The sequence below is a fragment of the Gallibacterium salpingitidis genome, from assembly GCF_030517105.1.
Taxonomy (GTDB): domain Bacteria; phylum Pseudomonadota; class Gammaproteobacteria; order Enterobacterales; family Pasteurellaceae; genus Gallibacterium; species Gallibacterium salpingitidis.
Genome location: NZ_CP103875.1, coordinates 2,290,820 through 2,307,544, shown reverse-complemented (window position 1 = coordinate 2,307,544; position 16,725 = coordinate 2,290,820). Strand labels below are relative to the sequence as shown.

Genomic DNA, 16,725 nt, shown 5'->3' with positions numbered 1-16,725 from the left:
AAAAAAACTGGCTCAATGATTCATTGAGCCAGTATAACGATTACTCTTTATAAACAATCCCCGAATTAGCTTCAAATTTTGAAATATCAATTGGTGAGTTTTCTTGGAAGTAAGCTTTTAAACTGTCAGCATCAACGTAACCGGTATTAACATAGGTTGGGTTGTTGGTAACGACAGGATAACCATCACCACCGGCTGCACAATAACTTGGTACGGAAACGCGATAAACTTTCTCTAAATCTAGTGGTTTTCCATTAATTTTGATGTCAGATACTTTTTTCGCCTTGCGATCCACTGTCATCGTGATACCGGAAAATTGTGGGTAAGCACCAGAATCGACCTCTTTTAATGCCACAACATTTAAGTAGTCGATTAAATCTTTCCCTTTCATTTCAAAATAACTGATGATGTTGCCAAAAGGTTGTACGGTAAGGATATCTTTGTAAGTCACTTCGCCAGCTTCAATTGAGGCACGAATACCGCCAGAATTCATAATGCCGATATCAGCTTTTGCTCGTTCAGCTTGTGAGCGTGCGATTAATTGACCGAGATTGGTTTGATGGAAACGGATCACATCGCGATCACCTTCTAAGCGTCCATTTACACTACCTACAACTTGATTAAGTAATTTGTCGCCTTTGTCTTGATAAGTTTGTAAATGAGCTAACAGTTTTGCATCAGCTGGGATTTCTTCTTGATAAAGTACATATTCGCTAGAACCATCGGCTTTTTTCACTTTATGCTTAAGATTGATTGGAATAAGTTGGTATTTCTCAAGAGTCAGTTTGCCATTTCTGAAACTGAAATCAGCACGACCAAGATATTTTCCCCATTCGCCAGCTTGCATAATCCAAGTCGCTTTTTCTAATAGAGGTTGACAGTTGTCACCTGGTTTAAATTGAGCATTGAAACTACCGTCAGCATTAATACATACAGTGTCATGAGTATGTCCGCCAATCAGAATATCAAAGGCGCCTTTTGGTAACTCTCTAACCATAGAAACATCGCCAGGTGCGTTAGAACCATATTGTGCATTATGGTAATAGCCCATATGGGTCAAGGCGATTTTGAGATCAGGTTTTTCTTTTTGATCTAATGTTTTGAGAATGTTTTTTGCTGCTTCTGCAGGACGTTCAAATTTTACTGCTGAGATAAATTCAGGATTACCCAATTTGGCAGTATCTTCGGTGGTTAAACCTACAACAGCAATTTTTAAGCCTTGCTTGTTGAGTAAGGTGTAAGGTTTAACTAATAGCTTGCCGGTTTTTTGATTGAATACATTGGCTGCTAAGAATGGGAATTTTGCCCATTTTTCTTGCATTTCTAATAATTGTAATGGGTTATCGAATTCGTGATTACCTAGGGTTAAGGCTTCATAGCCCATCATATTTAAGGCTTCAATATCTGGTTTTGCATTTTGTAAATCGGATTCAGGAACGCCAGTATTGAAATCACCAGCATTTAACAAAATTACTGAACCACCTTGTTTTTTTACTTCAGCACGAATACGGTCAATTAATGTTTTTTGTGCTGCTAAACCATATTCACCATTTTTATTTTGCCAATAATGACCATGTAAATCGTTCGTGTGCAGAATAGTGAAATGATAAGTGTGGTCTTTTTGATAGGCATAGCCAAAAGATGAAACTGCAAGAAGAGAGGTTGCCGCTGAGAATTTAAGTAGATTCGCCAATTTCATTGATGTTCCTCCATTGAAGTAAATCAGCAAGTTCTATTCTAAGCAACAAATTAACTGAAAAAAAGAGAAGTTTTATCAATAATATAGTGTGTTATTTTTCCGATATAGATAATACATAAATGATATGAAAATCTCTTTAATCATTGAAACTAAAATAAGGCAATGATTGATTTTTCTGGAAAAAACGGTAAAATTCTACGGCTTTTTGTACAGATGTTTTTTATCTAAAAAATATTTTGCTACAAAAACAACAAACGCCCCTACTTCGAACGGGGTTTTCTTTTTTTACTATCAATATTTTAGAGGAAGGTTATGGTAACCATTCGTTTATCTCGTGGCGGAGCTAAAAAACGCCCATTCTATCAAATTGTCGTTGCAGACAGCCGTTGCCCTCGTGATGGCCGTTTCATCGAACGTATTGGCTTCTTCAATCCAATCGCTTCTGGTAAAGCAGAACGTTTACGTATCGATTTAGATCGCGTAAATGATTGGGTGAGTAAAGGCGCATCTTTATCAGATCGCGTTGCTTCTTTAGTAAAAGAAGCTCAACAAGCAGCTTAATTTAGAACAACGTAGGTGGTTGTAATGGAACAGCAAAAAATCGGTGTCGTAGGTAAACTTGGTTCGACTTATGGTATTCGCGGTTGGTTGCGTGTTTATTCTTCTACCGAATATGCAGAAAGTATTTTTGATTATCAACCATGGTTTTTGAAAATTAAAAACCAATGGCAACCAGCGGAAATTGAGGGTTGGCGTCATCATAGTCAGGATTTGATTGTGAAATTGAAAGGCGTTGATGATCGTGAACAAGCGCAAACATTAGCAAATATTGAAATTGGTGTTGATTTGAACCAACTTCCTGAATTGGAAGATGGTGATTATTACTGGCACGATCTTATTGATTGTGAAGTTATCAATCTGCAAGGTTATCATATGGGTAAAGTGACAGAATTGATGGAAACAGGTTCCAATGATGTATTAGTTGTGAATGCGAATACAAATACAAAAGATGCTTTCGGCAAACAAGAGCGGTTAATTCCGTACATTGATACAGTAGTTAAAAGAGTAGATCTCAGCACCAAAGTTATTGAGGTGGACTGGGACGCTGGTTTCTAACCTCAGGAAGATCCTGTTGGCTTAATGAACATTGAGGTATCCGTATGTGGATTGGGGTAATTACGCTTTTCCCAGAAATGTTTAAAGCTATTACAGAATTTGGGGTAACAAGTAGAGCCATAAAGCACAATCTCCTGCAAGTGCATTGTTGGAATCCTCGTGATTTTACTCACGATAAACATAAGACGGTTGATGATCGTCCTTATGGTGGTGGTCCGGGAATGTTAATGATGGTACAACCGTTAAGGGATGCCATTCAGGCAGCAAAAGCAGCGGCAGGTGAGGGAGCGAAAGTGATTTATCTTTCGCCGCAAGGACGAAAACTTAATCAAGCGGGTGTCGAACAGTTAGCACAAAATCAAAAAATGATTTTAGTTTGCGGACGGTATGAAGGCATTGACGAGCGTGTGATTGAAACCGAAATTGATGAAGAATGGTCAATCGGTGATTATGTTCTTACCGGTGGAGAGCTGCCAGCAATGACATTAATTGATGCAGTTTCACGATTTGTTCCGGGTGTATTAGGAAAACAGGCTTCAGCAGAAGAAGATTCCTTTGCAGACGGTTTATTAGATTGTCCGCATTATACACGTCCAGAAGTGCTTGATGGATTAACAGTACCGCCAGTATTGATGTCTGGCAATCACAAAGAAATTCGTAAATGGCGTTTAAAACAGTCATTACAACGAACGTGGTTACGCAGACCTGAGCTATTAGAAAGCCTAGCTCTGACTGACGAACAAAGGTTGCTGTTGCAACAAGCTCAACAAGAGTATCAACAGCAAAAGAAATAGATTCAGTTACATCTAGGATAAGGTAATTTATTATGAGTAACATTATTAAACAACTTGAACAAGAACAATTAAAACAAAACGTACCTAGCTTCCGTCCAGGTGACACATTAGAAGTTAAAGTATGGGTTGTTGAAGGTAGTAAAAGACGTCTGCAAGCGTTCGAAGGCGTGGTTATTGCGATTCGTAACCGCGGCTTGCATTCAGCATTTACCTTACGTAAAGTGTCTAACGGTGTTGGCGTTGAGCGTGTATTCCAAACTCACTCACCAGTTGTTGACAGCATCGTAGTTAAACGTAAAGGTGCCGTTCGTAAAGCTAAACTTTACTACTTACGTGAACGTAGTGGTAAGTCTGCACGTATTAAAGAACGTTTAAATTAATCGATTCTTTCTCTAAAGCCCTTGTATCTTGCAAGGGCTTTTTTATAGATTTTTAATAGGAAATGAACATAGGTGTGTGGCTAATCGGATCTTGATGAATTTCTCCATGCAAAGAGAATACTTTATTTAAAAGATCTTTCGTCATTACTGTTTCGGGTGCACCTTCTGCAATTAAAGTTCCTTGTTTTAATACGACTAGGTGATCGCAATATCGGCTAGCTTGGTTTAGATCGTGTAAAACAGTGATGATTGTTTTTCCCTTAGCTTTTTGCGATTGCATAATATTCATTAATTCTGTTTGATGATTAAGATCAAGGTAAGTTGTTGGCTCATCAAGTAACAGAAATGGTGAATCTTGAGCTAATGCCATAGCTAAAAAGACACGTTGTTTTTGACCTCCAGAGAGATCTGTTACTAGATTATTTGCTAGAGAAGTGACTTGAGTAATTTCCATTGCTTCTTCAATTTTCTCTTTATCTTCTGCTTTCAATTTTCCCCATAAATTTAAATAAGGGCTGCGACCATAGCTAATTAAAGATCGGACATTAATGCCTTCTGGGGTGATATGGTGTTGAGGTAGAAGGGCTAGTTGTTGTGCAAATTGATTAGCACTGTAGTGCCAAATATTTTTATTGTTTAATAATACTTCACCTTGTTTGATTGGTATAAGGCGAGCAATACTTTTGAGGAGTGTTGATTTACCACAACCATTGGGTCCAATTAACGCCGTAATTTGATTATCAGGAAAATTGACATTGAGCTTGTTTAGGATAATTTTTTTACCATAGCCAACAGTAAGTTGATGTGTTGAAAGTTGCATTATTTATTTTTCCTAATCAATAATAAAAAGAAATAAGGAGCACCGATGATTGCTGTTAAGATTCCTGCTGGAAGTTCTAGTGGTGGTGCAAGGGTGCGAGCAATAATATCAGCGAGTTGTAATAAAATTGCCCCAATCAAAATAGATGCTGGAATTAATATATGGTGATGTCCGCCAAATAATTTTCGTGCCATGTGTGGTGCCACTAATCCTAAGAAGGCAATTGGACCACAAACTGACACTGCTGTTGCTGAAAGAGCAACAGCAATTAATAGCGTGATTAGTTGTGTACGGTGGACATTTACGCCTAGATTATTTGCCTTTTCTTCTCCTAATCCTAACAAATCAAGAAATTTTCCTAACAATATGCTAGTGGGTAAAAATATTAGTAACCATGGCAGGGCAATATAAACAAAATCCCAACTTCTTCCCCATAAGCTTCCTGTTAGCCAAAGCATAGCAAGATTAATTTCTAGTGGTCTAGCTAACATAATATAATGCGTTATTGCTGCATATAAAGCAGAAAGTGCTACACCAATTAAAGCCATTTTTAGAGTAGAAAAACGATAACTACATAAGAACCATAGCAGCAGAAAAGCTGCAATACCTGCAATAAAAGTAATGGGTGGCAACCAGTAAATAGAAAGTGTTGGAAAAAAAGATAAAATTATGACAGCCGCTAAACCAGCAGCGTTGTTGATCCCAAGTATTTCTGGTGAAGCAAGAGGGTTTCTAATAATCGCTTGAACTAATGTTCCTGATAAAGCGAGTGCAGCGCCTAGAACAATAGCAAGCAATGCTCTAGGCAAACGATATTCAATGAGTGTGAAATAATCTTTACTATTCGCGTTAGTGAATGCTGAAATAAGATCAGATATAGATAAGGTATAAGTACCAAATATTAAACTGATCATAAATAGTAAGGTAACAATACTTAGCAGTAATATAAGGTAATATACTGACAATTTCATTATTGTTTCCCTCTTGCTAGCCAAACAAAGAATGGTGCACCAATAAGTGCTAATATTGCACCAGCAGGCAGTTCATTTGGAAATGTAATGGCACGAGCTAAAGTATCAGCAATGAGCATTAAAATTGCGCCAAATATTATAGACATTGGTAATGATTTTCTTAAATCATGACCAATCCAGTAACGTGCGATATGGGGAACTAATAGACCGATAAATGCAAATGGACCAGCAATACTAACGGTTGATCCAATTAAGAATAAGGCACACAAGTTAACGATAATTCTTAATTGGAAAAGGTTGATGCCGAGAGAAGTTGCCGTTTCATCACTTAAACTTAAAATATTTAATTTATTTGCCATTATCATGCTAATAATGATTGCTGGAAGGGTAAATGGTAATAATATTTTGACTGCTTCCCAGCGAATATGCCCGACTCCACCAGCTAACCAATTCATTATTCCATAGGCATTATCTTCAGATAAAATGAGCGTTAATTTTGTAAGTGCTGCGCATAACATAGATACTGCTATACCAGCTAGGACAATACGACTTCTTTCAACGTTGGTTCGCCAGCCAGCACTAATAGATATTACTAATAGCCAACTTAACCCGCCTCCAAGTGCTGCAACAAAACTAATACTGTATGATGACAGTAATGCAGGATTAAATGCAGTAGCTATCACCATTGCTAATGCTGCGCCAGAATTAATGCCTAGTAAAGATGGTGATGCGAGAGGATTTCTAGTAATACTTTGTAATAGTGCACCTGCAAGACTAAGAGAGGCACCAATCAACATTGCACAAATACTACGAGGAACTCGTAAATTGTTAACAGTAATGCTTGCAATGGAATTATGAGCATTAGTGAATAAAGTATACAAAGCATCATTTGCTGATATATTTAATGGGTAATAGAGAAAGAGGCTCCCCCAAAATAATAATAAAAGTACTAAAATGGGGCATAGCCAACGTAATAATACACTACGCATCTTTTATTTTGTCATTGTTTTTTGTAAGGTTTCAGCAATATTTTCTGCAGCATCTAAACCTCTAGAACGAGTCCATAGTGCAGCATCATTAACATTAATTACTTGATTTTTTTGGACAGCAGTTAGTGCTTGCCATAATGGTTCAGTTGCCCATTTTTTAGCGATACTTTCATCTCTATAATGAACAATAATGAGCCAATCTGGATTTGATGTTGCTAATTGTTCTAATCCAGCAGGATTATTAGCATCATCTTTTGTATTTAGTGGTTTATCTACAGTAAAACCTAAAGCTTCTAACAGGCTACCAGTATAAGATTTATTGGTTGTAATCAAGAATGAGGTTTCACGAGAAATACCTATTGTTGCATGAACTTTTGGTAATGATTTGGCAATTTCAGCCATTTTTTCTTTATGTTGTTTAATTCTTGCTTGCATTTCTTGTGACTTGCCAACAACATCAGCAATGGTTTGAGCAGATACAAGGTTATCTTGATAAGTTTCTTTGCGAGATTTTAGTAATAAAGTTGGTGCGATCTTCTTTAATTCTTCATATACAGCACTATGTCGATTTTGGTCAGCAATGATTAAATCTGGTTTTAATTCAGCGATCGCTTCTAGGCTTGGTTGAGAACGAGTACCAACAGATTTCCAATCATTAATTTTATTTCTCACACTTTGTAAAATACGAGTCTTATCGTTATCGTCAGCAACACCCACTGGGCTTACACCCACATTTGCTAGCGAATCTACAAAAGAATATTCGAGTGCTACAACTCTTTTAGGTGTTGTGTTAATTGTAAATTCACCTTGGGCATCTTTTACAGTAACTGCAATGGCAGAAAATGAACAGCACAACAGAACAGTGAGAGTAAAAAAATAACGAAATTTATGTAACATTGATTAGCTCCTAAATTAATTTAATCAATAAAATAATAGCAAATTATTGTACAAAATAACAACGAAAATAAGAATTCTTCTCAATTATGAGAGATATTAATTTTAGGAGCGTTGAAAATAAATTACACCTGCAACCAAAAGGTAACAGGTCCATCATTGGTGAGGGAAACTTGCATATCAGCGGCAAATTGTCCTGTTTGAACAGGCACTGTTTGGCGACATTTTTCAACAAAGTAGTTATAAAGCTCGGTAGCGAGTTCTGGGCTACCAGAGCGACTAAAACTCGGACGTAAGCCTTTCTTAGTATCGGCAGCAAGCGTGAATTGTGAAACTACTAATAATTCGCCATTAATTTGTTGCACATTCAAATTCATCTTGCCGTTTTCATCGCTAAAAATACGATAATTTAAGACTTTTTCTGCCAATTTATCTGCTTTAAGCTTATCATCATCTTGTTCCACGCCAAGTAATACCAGAATGCCTTGTCCAATCTGCCCAATAGTTTGTTGATTAACGACGACATTAGCATTTGTAACACGTTGGATTAAAGCAATCATTTTTTCTCTCCAGTTGGTTTAGATTGGGTTAATTGTTGATAAAAATTGGCTAGATCGGGATCTGGTACGCCATTGCTCTTGATACGTTGTAGATCATCAAGCACCGCAGTTAATTGTGCACCGAGTAAAACAAAAGTCCAACTTAAGTGGATCCATAAGATCATAATTGGTAATGTGGCTAAGGCACCATAAATTAATTGATAAGATGGAAAAGCCTGCATATACCAAGTAAAACACGCTTTCCCTAGCGTGAAAAAGATTGCGGCAATTAACGCACCATAAGCAGCGTGTTTAATGTTCACTTTGGTATTAGGTACGACAGCATAAATACAAGTAAAAGCTAACCATGTCAGTAAAAAAGGTACAAAGCTCAATAATTTTAAGCCGAAAGGCAATCCTGTTTTATAAGTAAATACAGAACTTGAAAAGATATAAGAACTCACACCAACACTGGTCGCGATAAAAATTGGACCCAAGGTGAGAATCATCCAATAAATAGAAAATGAGTATAAGGCAGAACGTTTTTTGCTGTTAAACCAAATATCATTAAGCGTAGTATCAATAGATTTAATCAACATTAAGGCGACAATAATTAAGCCAATGATACTGACACCGCTCATCTTTTTGGTATTGGCGAGAAACATACGCATATAGTGTTCAACTGTGTTACTCACAGAAGGAGCAAAATTAGTAAATATAAATTGTTCAAAATCTTGAACAAGATCGCCAAAAACAGGAAATGCAGCAAAAAAGGCAAAAATCACCATAAAGAGTGGCACAATCGCTAACATCGTACTGTAAGTGAGAAAGCCTGCAGCTTGCGAAAGTTTATTCTGTTTAAAACGAAATAAAAAAACTTTAACTAAGATAATGAAACGCTGAATAATCAATTGTTGAGAAAATATTTGCATAGACTACCTTATTAATGTTTTAACGTTGAATTGCCAACCAATTGCGTAATATCGTTTCGCCATATTCGGTCATAAAAGATTCAGGATGAAATTGTACCCCATAAATAGGTAACTGACGATGTTGGATTGCCATAATCACACCTTGTTCGCATTCGGCAATGATTTCTAACGCATCAGGAAAGTTCGCTTTTTCAACTGCCCACGAATGATAAACTCCAATTTGACTATTATTAGGAACATTTTTCCATAAAGGTGAAGATATGGTTTGTCGTAAAGTAATATTTCTGCCATGTCTTACTTCTGGCAAATTGTAGAGTGAAGCACCAAAAAATTGACAGAGTGTTTGGTGACCTAGACAGACACCCAGAATCACTTTGTTTTGATGATATTGCTGTAATAATTTGAACAGTTGCGGATAGGCAGAGGGAACATCAGGCCCTGGTGATAGGAGTATGTGTGAATAACGATCTAATTCAGTAACAGGAATTTCATCATGTTGTATTACTGTAAATTCAGATGACGGCATGATTTTACGTAATAGATCAACTAGGTTGTAGGTGAATGAATCGTGGTTATCAATTAGGAGTAGCATAAGATTTAGAGGTAGATTGTAATAAATGTTATTTTACTGATATATCGTGTTATAGAAAACAATAATAAAGACTTCTATAATGAATAAAATGGACAAACTTGAGAATTGTAATGAAAGATAGACATAGCTTAATCCTTGAGGTGTTGAACCAGAAAGGTAAAATTCAGATAAATGAGTTGGTTAAATTATTAAATGTTTCTGTAGAAACAGTAAGGCGAGATTTATCCTTTCTATCTCAACAGCAGTTACTTTATCGGACGCATGGTGGGGCATTAAGTAAAAAAACAGATGATATTGGTAGTTCTTTCCAACGTAGGCAAAAAACAAATGCAGAAGTAAAAAGAATCATTGCAGAACGGGTTGCAGAATACATTTATGAAGGAGTAGTTATTGGTCTAGATGCAAGCACAACGAGCTGGTATGTAGCACAGTTAATACCTAATATTCCTTGTTCTGTGGTGACAAATTCGATGCATAATATTACGGCGTTGGTGAATAAGCCGAATGTAAAGACGATTGCAACAGGTGGGGTTTATTCAGGGAAGTATGATGCTTTTTATGGTCCATTGTCAGAATATTTACTTTCTCGTTTGCATATTGATATTGGTATCTTTTCTTGTATTGGCGTGGATGATAATGGAGCTATTTGGGAGTCCAATGAGTTAAATGTTGCGATTAAACGCAAGATGATGGATGTTTCTAGCCAAAAATTTCTTTTGGTTGACCCTTCTAAATTTGGTAAGCAGAATTTAGTTCAATTAGCTGAAATTTCTCAAATTGATATGTTATTTACTCAAGGTAATATACCTGAACGATTATTAAAGTATTGTGATAAAAATGGTGTAACTGTATTTGGCTAATTATGCCTGAATTGACCGAATTTTGGTGAATTTTTATTTATTCGGTCAATTTTTTTGGAAAAAAATTCTGTATTTTGACTGTTTTCTGTGATTCTCCTCACAAAACGTAATCAAGTTCTAAAAATATCTTTTCCCTTTCCTTCTATTAATAGATGATTTTCTCCAGATAATTTGTGCTGTTTGAAGTACAAATTTACTTGTTTTCAAAAGTGAAATTAAAGGAGACATCTATGCAATCAGCAAAAATTAAGATTGGTATTAGACCAACTATTGATGGTCGTCGTATGGGAGTACGAGAATCACTAGAAGCTCAAACTATGAATATGGCGAAATCTGTATCAGAGCTATTACAAACTCATATCCGACATACAGATGGTCAATTTGTTGAATGTGTTATTGCTGATACTTGTATTGGCGGTGTAGCTGAAGCCGCAGCTTGTGCTGAAAAATTTAAGTTAAACAATGTAGGCGTGGTTATTACAGTGACGCCTTGTTGGTGTTATGGTTCTGAAACGATTGATATGGATCCTCATATGCCGAAAGCTATTTGGGGATTTAATGGTACGGAACGCCCAGGAGCAGTTTACTTAGCTGCAGCACTAGCTGGGCATACACAAATGGGTTTACCTGCATTTTCAATTTATGGTACAGAAGTTCAAGAAGCGAATGACACAACAATTCCTGAGGATGTAAAGGAGAAATTATTACGTTTTGCTAGAGCAGGATTAGTGGTAGCAAGTATTAGAGGGAAATCTTATTTATCAATAGGTTCTGTTTCAATGGGGATTGCAGGCTCTATTGTTGATCAATCTTTCTTCCAACATTACTTAGGCATGCGCAATGAATATGTTGATATGACAGAAATTAAGCGTCGTTTGGATAGAAATATTTATGATCAAGAAGAAGTTGAATTAGCGCTATCTTGGGTAAAACAATACTGTAAAGAAGGGATTGATACTAATAAGCCAGAATTCCAGCGTTCTCCTACCGAAAAAGAGGAGCTTTGGGAAAATGTAGTGAAAATGACGATTATTGCCCGTGACTTAATGGTTGGAAATTCAAAATTAGCTCAATTAAATTTTGGTGAAGAAGCATTAGGGCATAATGCAATAGCTGCAGGGTTCCAAGGACAAAGACAATGGACAGATCACCTACCTAATGGTGATTTTATGGAAGCTATTCTCAATTCTACCTATGACTGGAATGGGGTACGTCCTCCATTCATTATGGCAACAGAAAATGACTCACTAAATGGCGTTACGATGTTGCTTGCTAACCAATTAACAGGCCAAGCTCAAATTTTTGCTGATGTTCGTACTTATTGGAGTGAAGAATCTGTTGAGCGTGTAACAGGTTTCCGTCCAGAACAAGGTTTTCTTCATTTGTTAAATTCTGGTTCAGCTGCATTAGATGGCACAGGTCAACATCAAAACGAAAAAGGTGAACATTTAATCAAGCCTGTTTGGGAAGTAACGGAACAGGACGGTAAACGTTGTGTTGAAAATACACGTTGGTGTGCTGCTGTTCACGAATATTTTCGTGGTGGTGGATTGTCTTCACAATTCCTTACTAAAGGCGGGTTACCATTTACGATGAGTCGCATCAATTTAGTTAAAGGGTTAGGTCCTGTGCTACAACTCGCAGAAGGTTGGTCGATTGAATTGCCTCAAGATGTACATGAAACATTAAGTAAACGTACTAATGAAACTTGGCCTTGTACTTGGTTTGTTCCTCGTCTTACTGGTAAGGGAGCATTTACAGATGTTTATTCAGTGATGGCAAATTGGGGAGCTAATCATTGTGTTGTGAGTTATGGGCATATTGGTGCAGATCTTATTACTTTAGCATCAATGCTGCGTATTCCAGTATGTATGCACAATGTTGAAGATGATGCCATTTTCCGTCCAAGTGCATGGAACGCATTTGGTCAAGACAAAGAAGGTCAAGATTATCGAGCCTGTCAAAATTTTGGTCCATTATATAAATGATCTATTTATTGGTAACACTTCCTCGTTTTGAGGAAGTGTTCTAAAAGGAGTTATAAATGGCTATTGCATTGATTCTAGATTGTGGAGCAACTAATGTTCGAGCAATCGCAATGAATGATCAAGGTAAGATGATTGCTTCCACTCATCAGATAAATCAAACACTTTCTGATATAAAAAATCCAGATTACAAAGTTTGGGATTTTGAGCAAATTACAAGAAAGTTATTTGACTGTGCTAAACAAGTTACGAAAAAACTCGCTGATTTGCAATTAGAGGTAGATGTCATTGGAGTTACCACATTTGGTGTAGATGGTGCACCTTTCATTCGAGGTGAACAATGTTACCCGATAATTTCTTGGAAATGCCCTCGTACATTACCTGTAATGCAATCATTAACACAAGAGTTTGATGTTGCAGCTTTATACCAACGTAACGGGATTGGACAATATAGTTTTAATACCTTATATAAATTGCGTTGGTTGCAGCAAAATGAAGCTGATTTATACCAAAAGATAGAACACTTCTTATTTATTTCTTCAATGCTGACTTATCGTTTAACAGGGGTAATGACTACTGATAGAACGATGGCAGGAACTTCAATGATGACTAACCTACAAACAGAAAATTGGGATTCTGAGGTATTAGCTTTTTTAGGACTAGTGCCTGAACAATTGCCACCGTTAGTCAATGCCGGAGAACAGATTGGTAAATTATTACCTGATATAGCTAGACAACTTGGAATATCTTCAGGAATACCGGTTGTTTCTTGTGGTCATGATACTCAGTTTGCCATTTTAGGATCTGGTGCAGGCTTAAACCAACCTGTTTTAAGCTCTGGAACTTGGGAAATATTGATGGCGAGAACGCAAAAAGCGATTGTGCAAGAAGCATTCTTATCTCAAGGATTGACAACAGAATGGGATGCAGAAAAAGGAATATTTAACCCAGCAGTGCAATGGGTTGGATCTGGGATTCTAGAGTGGGTTGGCAAATTATTGTTTAGTGATTGCTATGGAAAAAACAATTATTACCAAACAATGATAGCAGAAGCTGAAGCTGTAGATAGAGATGCTAATAGGGTATCTGTTCAAGGAAATTTCGAGTTTAGTGATTGCTCTCTTGGACTAGGACAGTTCAGTGGACTCTCTATGCACACTACTCGTGGTGAAATCTATATCGCTATGTTGGAGTATTTAGCGAATAAATTGAAATCAAGTCTAGCATTATTGCAACAAGTAGGGCATTTCCAAGCGGATAGTCTAATCTGTGTTGGAGGTGGAGCGAAGAACAGATTATGGAACCAAATTAGAGCTAATACCATTGGTTTACCGATTGAAGTTGTTCAGGTGTCTGAATCAACAGCATTGGGGGCAGCAATGACAGCTTTTAAAGGGATTAATGTTTATCAAGACTTAGCAACTGCGCAGCAGGCAATGAAGTCTTCTAGAGAAGTGGTTATTCCTCAGTCTTAGAATTAGATAAGGAGAAGAAATGTTAAAGGGAATACATCCTGCAATTTCACCAACATTATTGAAAGTATTAGCTGAGATGGGGCATGGAGATGAACTAGTGTTAGCCGATGCTCATTTTCCAGGACATCAATTACATCATCAAGTACTGAGAGCTGATGGTGTCGATATTGCAACGTTATTAGAAGGGATTAGTCAATTAATCGAGTTAGATCAATATGTTGATACGCCATTAATAATGATGCAGGTAGTAGAGGGAGATACATTAGATCCAAGTGTGGAGAAGCGTTATGTATCAGCTATTCAGCAAAATATAACAGAAAAATTAAATTTAACACGTATTGATCGTTTTTCTTTCTATGAAAGAGCAAAACAGGCTTTTGCTGTAGTAATAACGGGAGAAACCGCAAAATACGGCAACATTATCATTAAAAAAGGGGTTACCCCAGTTAAGGATTAATTATGAATAGAGAACAACTTTCACAAAAAATTATTGATACTTGCTTAGAGATGACTCGTTTAGGTTTGAATCAAGGTACAGCAGGTAATGTAAGTGTACGCTATCAGGATGGAATGCTTATTACACCAACAGGTATGCCGTATGAAAAAATGACTACAGATAGTATTGTGTACGTTGACAGCAATGGAAATTATGAAAAGGGCAAATTGCCTTCTAGTGAATGGCATTTCCATTTAGCAGTTTATAAAGCACGTAATGATGTAGATGCTGTAGTACATAACCATGCTCTTAATTGTGCTGCAGTATCTATTTTAGAAAAATCAATTCCTGCCATTCATTATATGATTGCTGTTGGTGGTACGGATCATATTCCTTGTGTACCTTATGCGACTTTTGGAACACATCAATTAGCTGAATACGTTTATCAAGGTATTCAAACATCAAAAGCAATCTTATTAGCTCATCACGGATTAATTGCGGCAGAAAAAAACTTAGATAAAGCATTGTGGTTAGCTCATGAAGTTGAAGTATTAGCAAGTTGGTATATGAAATTGCTGGCAACAGGTTTACCTATTCCGACACTTCCTGCTGAGGAAATGAAAATTGTATTAGAAAAATTTAAATCTTACGGTTTGAGAATCGAGGAATAGTTTTATCTATTCAATAAAAGGAGACAAATTTATGAAAGCAAAAGTATTAGAAAAACAATATGTGATACCGTTCATTCTGCTGACATCTTTGTTTGCATTATGGGGGTTTGCGAATGATATTACCAATCCAATGGTAGCAGCATTTCAAACAGTAATGGAAATCCCTGCATCACAAGCGGCCCTTGTCCAGTTTGCTTTTTATGGCGGTTATGGGACGATGGCAATTCCTGCAGCATTATTTGTAAGTCGTTATAATTATAAATATGGTGTCCTTTTAGGTTTAGCTTTGTATTGTATAGGTGCTTTATTATTTTATCCTGCTGCAAAATATGAAATGTTTTCTTTCTTTTTGTTTTCACTTTATATTTTGACTTTTGGACTGGCATTTTTAGAAACTACTGCTAATCCATATATTTTATCAATGGGGGATCCACAAACAGCAACCAGAAGATTAAATTTTGCTCAATCATTTAATCCTCTAGGTTCTATTTTAGGTATGTTTGTAGCATCACAATTTGTTTTAACGCAGTTAGACTCTGATAAACGTGATGCAGCAGGAAACCTTATCTTCCCAACATTATCTACTGCTGAAAAAACAATTATCAAGACTCACGATTTAGCAGTTATCCGAGATCCTTATGTTATTTTAGGGTTCGTTGTTTTAGCGATTTTAATTATTATTGCACTGTATAAAATGCCTAAAACTCGTACTGAAGAACAGCCAAGAATTAGCTTTTCTGAAGCAGTAGGACGTTTATCAAAAAATGCAAAATATCGTGAAGGTGTTATAGCTCAGCTATTTTATGTGGCCACGCAAATTATGTGTTGGACATTTATTATTCAATATGCTGAACGGTTAGGCTTTACTAAAGCAGAAGCACAAAACTTCAATATTATAGCAATGGGACTTTTTATTGTAAGTCGTTTTATTAGTACGGCTTTAATGAAATACCTTAAGGCTGAATTGATGTTAATGTTATTTGCTTTAGGTGGTTTGGCAACAATATTAGGTGTTATTTTTATAGATGGTGTATTGGGATTGTATTGCTTAATTTTGACTTCAGGCTTTATGTCATTAATGTTCCCAACCATTTATGGTATTGCCTTAAATGGATTAAAAGAGGAGTCTACCTTAGGAGCAGCAGGATTAGTGATGGCGATTGTAGGTGGAGCATTAATGCCTCCTTTACAAGGTTCTATTATTGATATGGGAGAAGTTGCAGGTTTACCTGCGATTAACGCTTCTTTTATATTACCGCTAATTTGCTTTGTGGTAATTGCTATCTATGGTTATCGTTGTTGGAAAATATTGAAATAAATATTTGCTAAGGCTGAGTATAAAACCTTGATAAGTGCCTACTTATCAAGGTTTTCTTATAATTTAAGTATATTAGAGTTAAAAAAATATTACTTTTTGTGTTTGTTGCACTTAGATTGTAAATTCAAGGCAGAATTCTTTTTTTGCTAACTAGAGTATTTTTGTTGTTTGTAGACATAAATATAGCAATATATTCTGCGAACGTGTTTAGGTGTGCTGATTAATCATCAGCAATGGTAGTTATTCTCTGTATG

Annotated in this window: 18 protein-coding genes; 10 read left to right on the top strand and 8 right to left on the bottom strand. The window is 36.5% G+C overall.

The genetic code is table 11. The features are described from left to right. Positions 1-40: 40 nt before the first annotated feature. Positions 41-1,699 (bottom strand): bifunctional UDP-sugar hydrolase/5'-nucleotidase UshA, encoded by a 1,659-nt coding sequence (gene ushA / locus NYR30_RS11040; RefSeq protein ID WP_066111205.1) that lies wholly within the window; start codon positions 1,697-1,699, stop codon positions 41-43. 312 nt (positions 1,700-2,011) lie between these two features. Between ushA and rpsP the strand changes: the two genes are divergently transcribed. Genes rpsP through rplS form a run of 4 tightly spaced genes read left to right on the top strand, consistent with a single transcriptional unit; the run spans position 2,012 to position 3,989 of the window. Next, a complete protein-coding gene (rpsP, locus tag NYR30_RS11035) occupies positions 2,012-2,260 on the top strand; it encodes a 30S ribosomal protein S16 (RefSeq protein WP_066109609.1) in 249 nt (82 codons plus the stop codon). 24 nt (positions 2,261-2,284) lie between these two features. Continuing rightward, positions 2,285-2,815, top strand: coding sequence for a ribosome maturation factor RimM (rimM, locus tag NYR30_RS11030; RefSeq protein WP_066109607.1), 531 nt, complete (start codon positions 2,285-2,287; stop codon positions 2,813-2,815). A 44-nt stretch (positions 2,816-2,859) separates the two neighbouring features. Continuing rightward, positions 2,860-3,609, top strand: a complete 750-nt coding sequence (gene trmD, locus NYR30_RS11025; protein WP_066109604.1) for a tRNA (guanosine(37)-N1)-methyltransferase TrmD — start codon at positions 2,860-2,862, stop codon at positions 3,607-3,609. A 32-nt stretch (positions 3,610-3,641) separates the two neighbouring features. After that, entirely contained in the window at positions 3,642-3,989 is a 348-nt protein-coding gene (gene rplS / locus NYR30_RS11020) for a 50S ribosomal protein L19 (RefSeq protein ID WP_065238727.1), read from the top strand. Positions 3,990-4,041: 52 nt separating this feature from the next. On the opposite strand, the gene fecE is transcribed toward rplS, so the two are convergent. The 7 genes from fecE to NYR30_RS10985 all read right to left on the bottom strand — a co-directional run bounded on the left by fecE (position 4,042) and on the right by NYR30_RS10985 (position 9,726). After that, positions 4,042-4,809: a Fe(3+) dicitrate ABC transporter ATP-binding protein FecE gene (gene fecE / locus NYR30_RS11015; protein WP_066109601.1), complete on the bottom strand. Its 768-nt coding sequence runs from the start codon at positions 4,807-4,809 to the stop codon at positions 4,042-4,044. Continuing rightward, the gene (gene fecD, locus NYR30_RS11010; protein WP_066109597.1) at positions 4,809-5,780 is read right to left on the bottom strand and encodes a Fe(3+) dicitrate ABC transporter permease subunit FecD; all 972 of its coding nucleotides are present in this window, start codon (positions 5,778-5,780) and stop codon (positions 4,809-4,811) included. Before fecD ends, fecE begins: the two co-directional genes overlap by 1 nt. Continuing rightward, complete coding sequence (gene fecC / locus NYR30_RS11005; protein ID WP_066109594.1) at positions 5,780-6,769, bottom strand: iron-dicitrate ABC transporter permease FecC; 990 nt, start codon at positions 6,767-6,769, stop codon at positions 5,780-5,782. The genes fecD and fecC overlap by 1 nt, the downstream gene beginning before the upstream one ends. Before the next feature lie 3 nt (positions 6,770-6,772). Next, the gene (locus tag NYR30_RS11000; RefSeq protein WP_066109592.1) at positions 6,773-7,666 is read right to left on the bottom strand and encodes a Fe(3+) dicitrate ABC transporter substrate-binding protein; all 894 of its coding nucleotides are present in this window, start codon (positions 7,664-7,666) and stop codon (positions 6,773-6,775) included. A 122-nt stretch (positions 7,667-7,788) separates the two neighbouring features. Next, positions 7,789-8,223, bottom strand: coding sequence for a D-aminoacyl-tRNA deacylase (dtd, locus tag NYR30_RS10995; RefSeq protein ID WP_066109586.1), 435 nt, complete (start codon positions 8,221-8,223; stop codon positions 7,789-7,791). Then, positions 8,220-9,134 (bottom strand): virulence factor BrkB family protein, encoded by a 915-nt coding sequence (locus NYR30_RS10990; protein ID WP_197495431.1) that lies wholly within the window; start codon positions 9,132-9,134, stop codon positions 8,220-8,222. Before NYR30_RS10990 ends, dtd begins: the two co-directional genes overlap by 4 nt. A gap of 19 nt (positions 9,135-9,153) precedes the next feature. Continuing rightward, positions 9,154-9,726, bottom strand: a complete 573-nt coding sequence (locus NYR30_RS10985; protein ID WP_066421357.1) for an anthranilate synthase component II — start codon at positions 9,724-9,726, stop codon at positions 9,154-9,156. A 110-nt stretch (positions 9,727-9,836) separates the two neighbouring features. On the opposite strand from NYR30_RS10985, the gene NYR30_RS10980 reads away from it, so the two are divergent. The 6 genes from NYR30_RS10980 to fucP all read left to right on the top strand — a co-directional run bounded on the left by NYR30_RS10980 (position 9,837) and on the right by fucP (position 16,471). Beyond that, a complete protein-coding gene (locus NYR30_RS10980) occupies positions 9,837-10,586 on the top strand; it encodes a DeoR/GlpR family DNA-binding transcription regulator (RefSeq protein ID WP_066421360.1) in 750 nt (249 codons plus the stop codon). Positions 10,587-10,816: 230 nt separating this feature from the next. Then, the gene (gene fucI / locus NYR30_RS10975; RefSeq protein ID WP_302501120.1) at positions 10,817-12,574 is read left to right on the top strand and encodes an L-fucose isomerase; all 1,758 of its coding nucleotides are present in this window, start codon (positions 10,817-10,819) and stop codon (positions 12,572-12,574) included. Between the two features lie 56 nt (positions 12,575-12,630). Next, positions 12,631-14,046 carry an L-fuculokinase gene (gene fucK, locus NYR30_RS10970; protein WP_302501117.1) on the top strand — a complete coding sequence of 472 codons (1,416 nt, stop codon included), beginning with the start codon at positions 12,631-12,633 and terminating at the stop codon, positions 14,044-14,046. 19 nt (positions 14,047-14,065) lie between these two features. Further along, positions 14,066-14,503, top strand: a complete 438-nt coding sequence (gene fucU, locus NYR30_RS10965; RefSeq protein WP_066421365.1) for an L-fucose mutarotase — start codon at positions 14,066-14,068, stop codon at positions 14,501-14,503. 2 nt (positions 14,504-14,505) lie between these two features. After that, positions 14,506-15,153, top strand: a complete 648-nt coding sequence (gene fucA, locus NYR30_RS10960) for an L-fuculose-phosphate aldolase (protein WP_066111217.1) — start codon at positions 14,506-14,508, stop codon at positions 15,151-15,153. A 31-nt stretch (positions 15,154-15,184) separates the two neighbouring features. Next, positions 15,185-16,471 (top strand): L-fucose:H+ symporter permease, encoded by a 1,287-nt coding sequence (fucP, locus tag NYR30_RS10955; RefSeq protein WP_302501112.1) that lies wholly within the window; start codon positions 15,185-15,187, stop codon positions 16,469-16,471. Positions 16,472-16,725: the final 254 nt, after the last annotated feature.

Bases quoted from the DNA above. Each gene is read 5' to 3' on its own strand.
- ushA (WP_066111205.1), bottom strand. From the start codon at position 1,699: ATGAAATTGGCGAATCTACTTAAATTCTCAGCGGCAACCTCTCTTCTT.
- rpsP (WP_066109609.1), top strand. From the start codon at position 2,012: ATGGTAACCATTCGTTTATCTCGTGGCGGAGCTAAAAAACGCCCATTC.
- rimM (WP_066109607.1), top strand. From the start codon at position 2,285: ATGGAACAGCAAAAAATCGGTGTCGTAGGTAAACTTGGTTCGACTTAT.
- trmD (WP_066109604.1), top strand. From the start codon at position 2,860: ATGTGGATTGGGGTAATTACGCTTTTCCCAGAAATGTTTAAAGCTATT.
- rplS (WP_065238727.1), top strand. From the start codon at position 3,642: ATGAGTAACATTATTAAACAACTTGAACAAGAACAATTAAAACAAAAC.
- fecE (WP_066109601.1), bottom strand. From the start codon at position 4,809: ATGCAACTTTCAACACATCAACTTACTGTTGGCTATGGTAAAAAAATT.
- fecD (WP_066109597.1), bottom strand. From the start codon at position 5,780: ATGAAATTGTCAGTATATTACCTTATATTACTGCTAAGTATTGTTACC.
- fecC (WP_066109594.1), bottom strand. From the start codon at position 6,769: ATGCGTAGTGTATTATTACGTTGGCTATGCCCCATTTTAGTACTTTTA.
- NYR30_RS11000 (WP_066109592.1), bottom strand. From the start codon at position 7,666: ATGTTACATAAATTTCGTTATTTTTTTACTCTCACTGTTCTGTTGTGC.
- dtd (WP_066109586.1), bottom strand. From the start codon at position 8,223: ATGATTGCTTTAATCCAACGTGTTACAAATGCTAATGTCGTCGTTAAT.
- NYR30_RS10990 (WP_197495431.1), bottom strand. From the start codon at position 9,134: ATGCAAATATTTTCTCAACAATTGATTATTCAGCGTTTCATTATCTTA.
- NYR30_RS10985 (WP_066421357.1), bottom strand. From the start codon at position 9,726: ATGCTACTCCTAATTGATAACCACGATTCATTCACCTACAACCTAGTT.
- NYR30_RS10980 (WP_066421360.1), top strand. From the start codon at position 9,837: ATGAAAGATAGACATAGCTTAATCCTTGAGGTGTTGAACCAGAAAGGT.
- fucI (WP_302501120.1), top strand. From the start codon at position 10,817: ATGCAATCAGCAAAAATTAAGATTGGTATTAGACCAACTATTGATGGT.
- fucK (WP_302501117.1), top strand. From the start codon at position 12,631: ATGGCTATTGCATTGATTCTAGATTGTGGAGCAACTAATGTTCGAGCA.
- fucU (WP_066421365.1), top strand. From the start codon at position 14,066: ATGTTAAAGGGAATACATCCTGCAATTTCACCAACATTATTGAAAGTA.
- fucA (WP_066111217.1), top strand. From the start codon at position 14,506: ATGAATAGAGAACAACTTTCACAAAAAATTATTGATACTTGCTTAGAG.
- fucP (WP_302501112.1), top strand. From the start codon at position 15,185: ATGAAAGCAAAAGTATTAGAAAAACAATATGTGATACCGTTCATTCTG.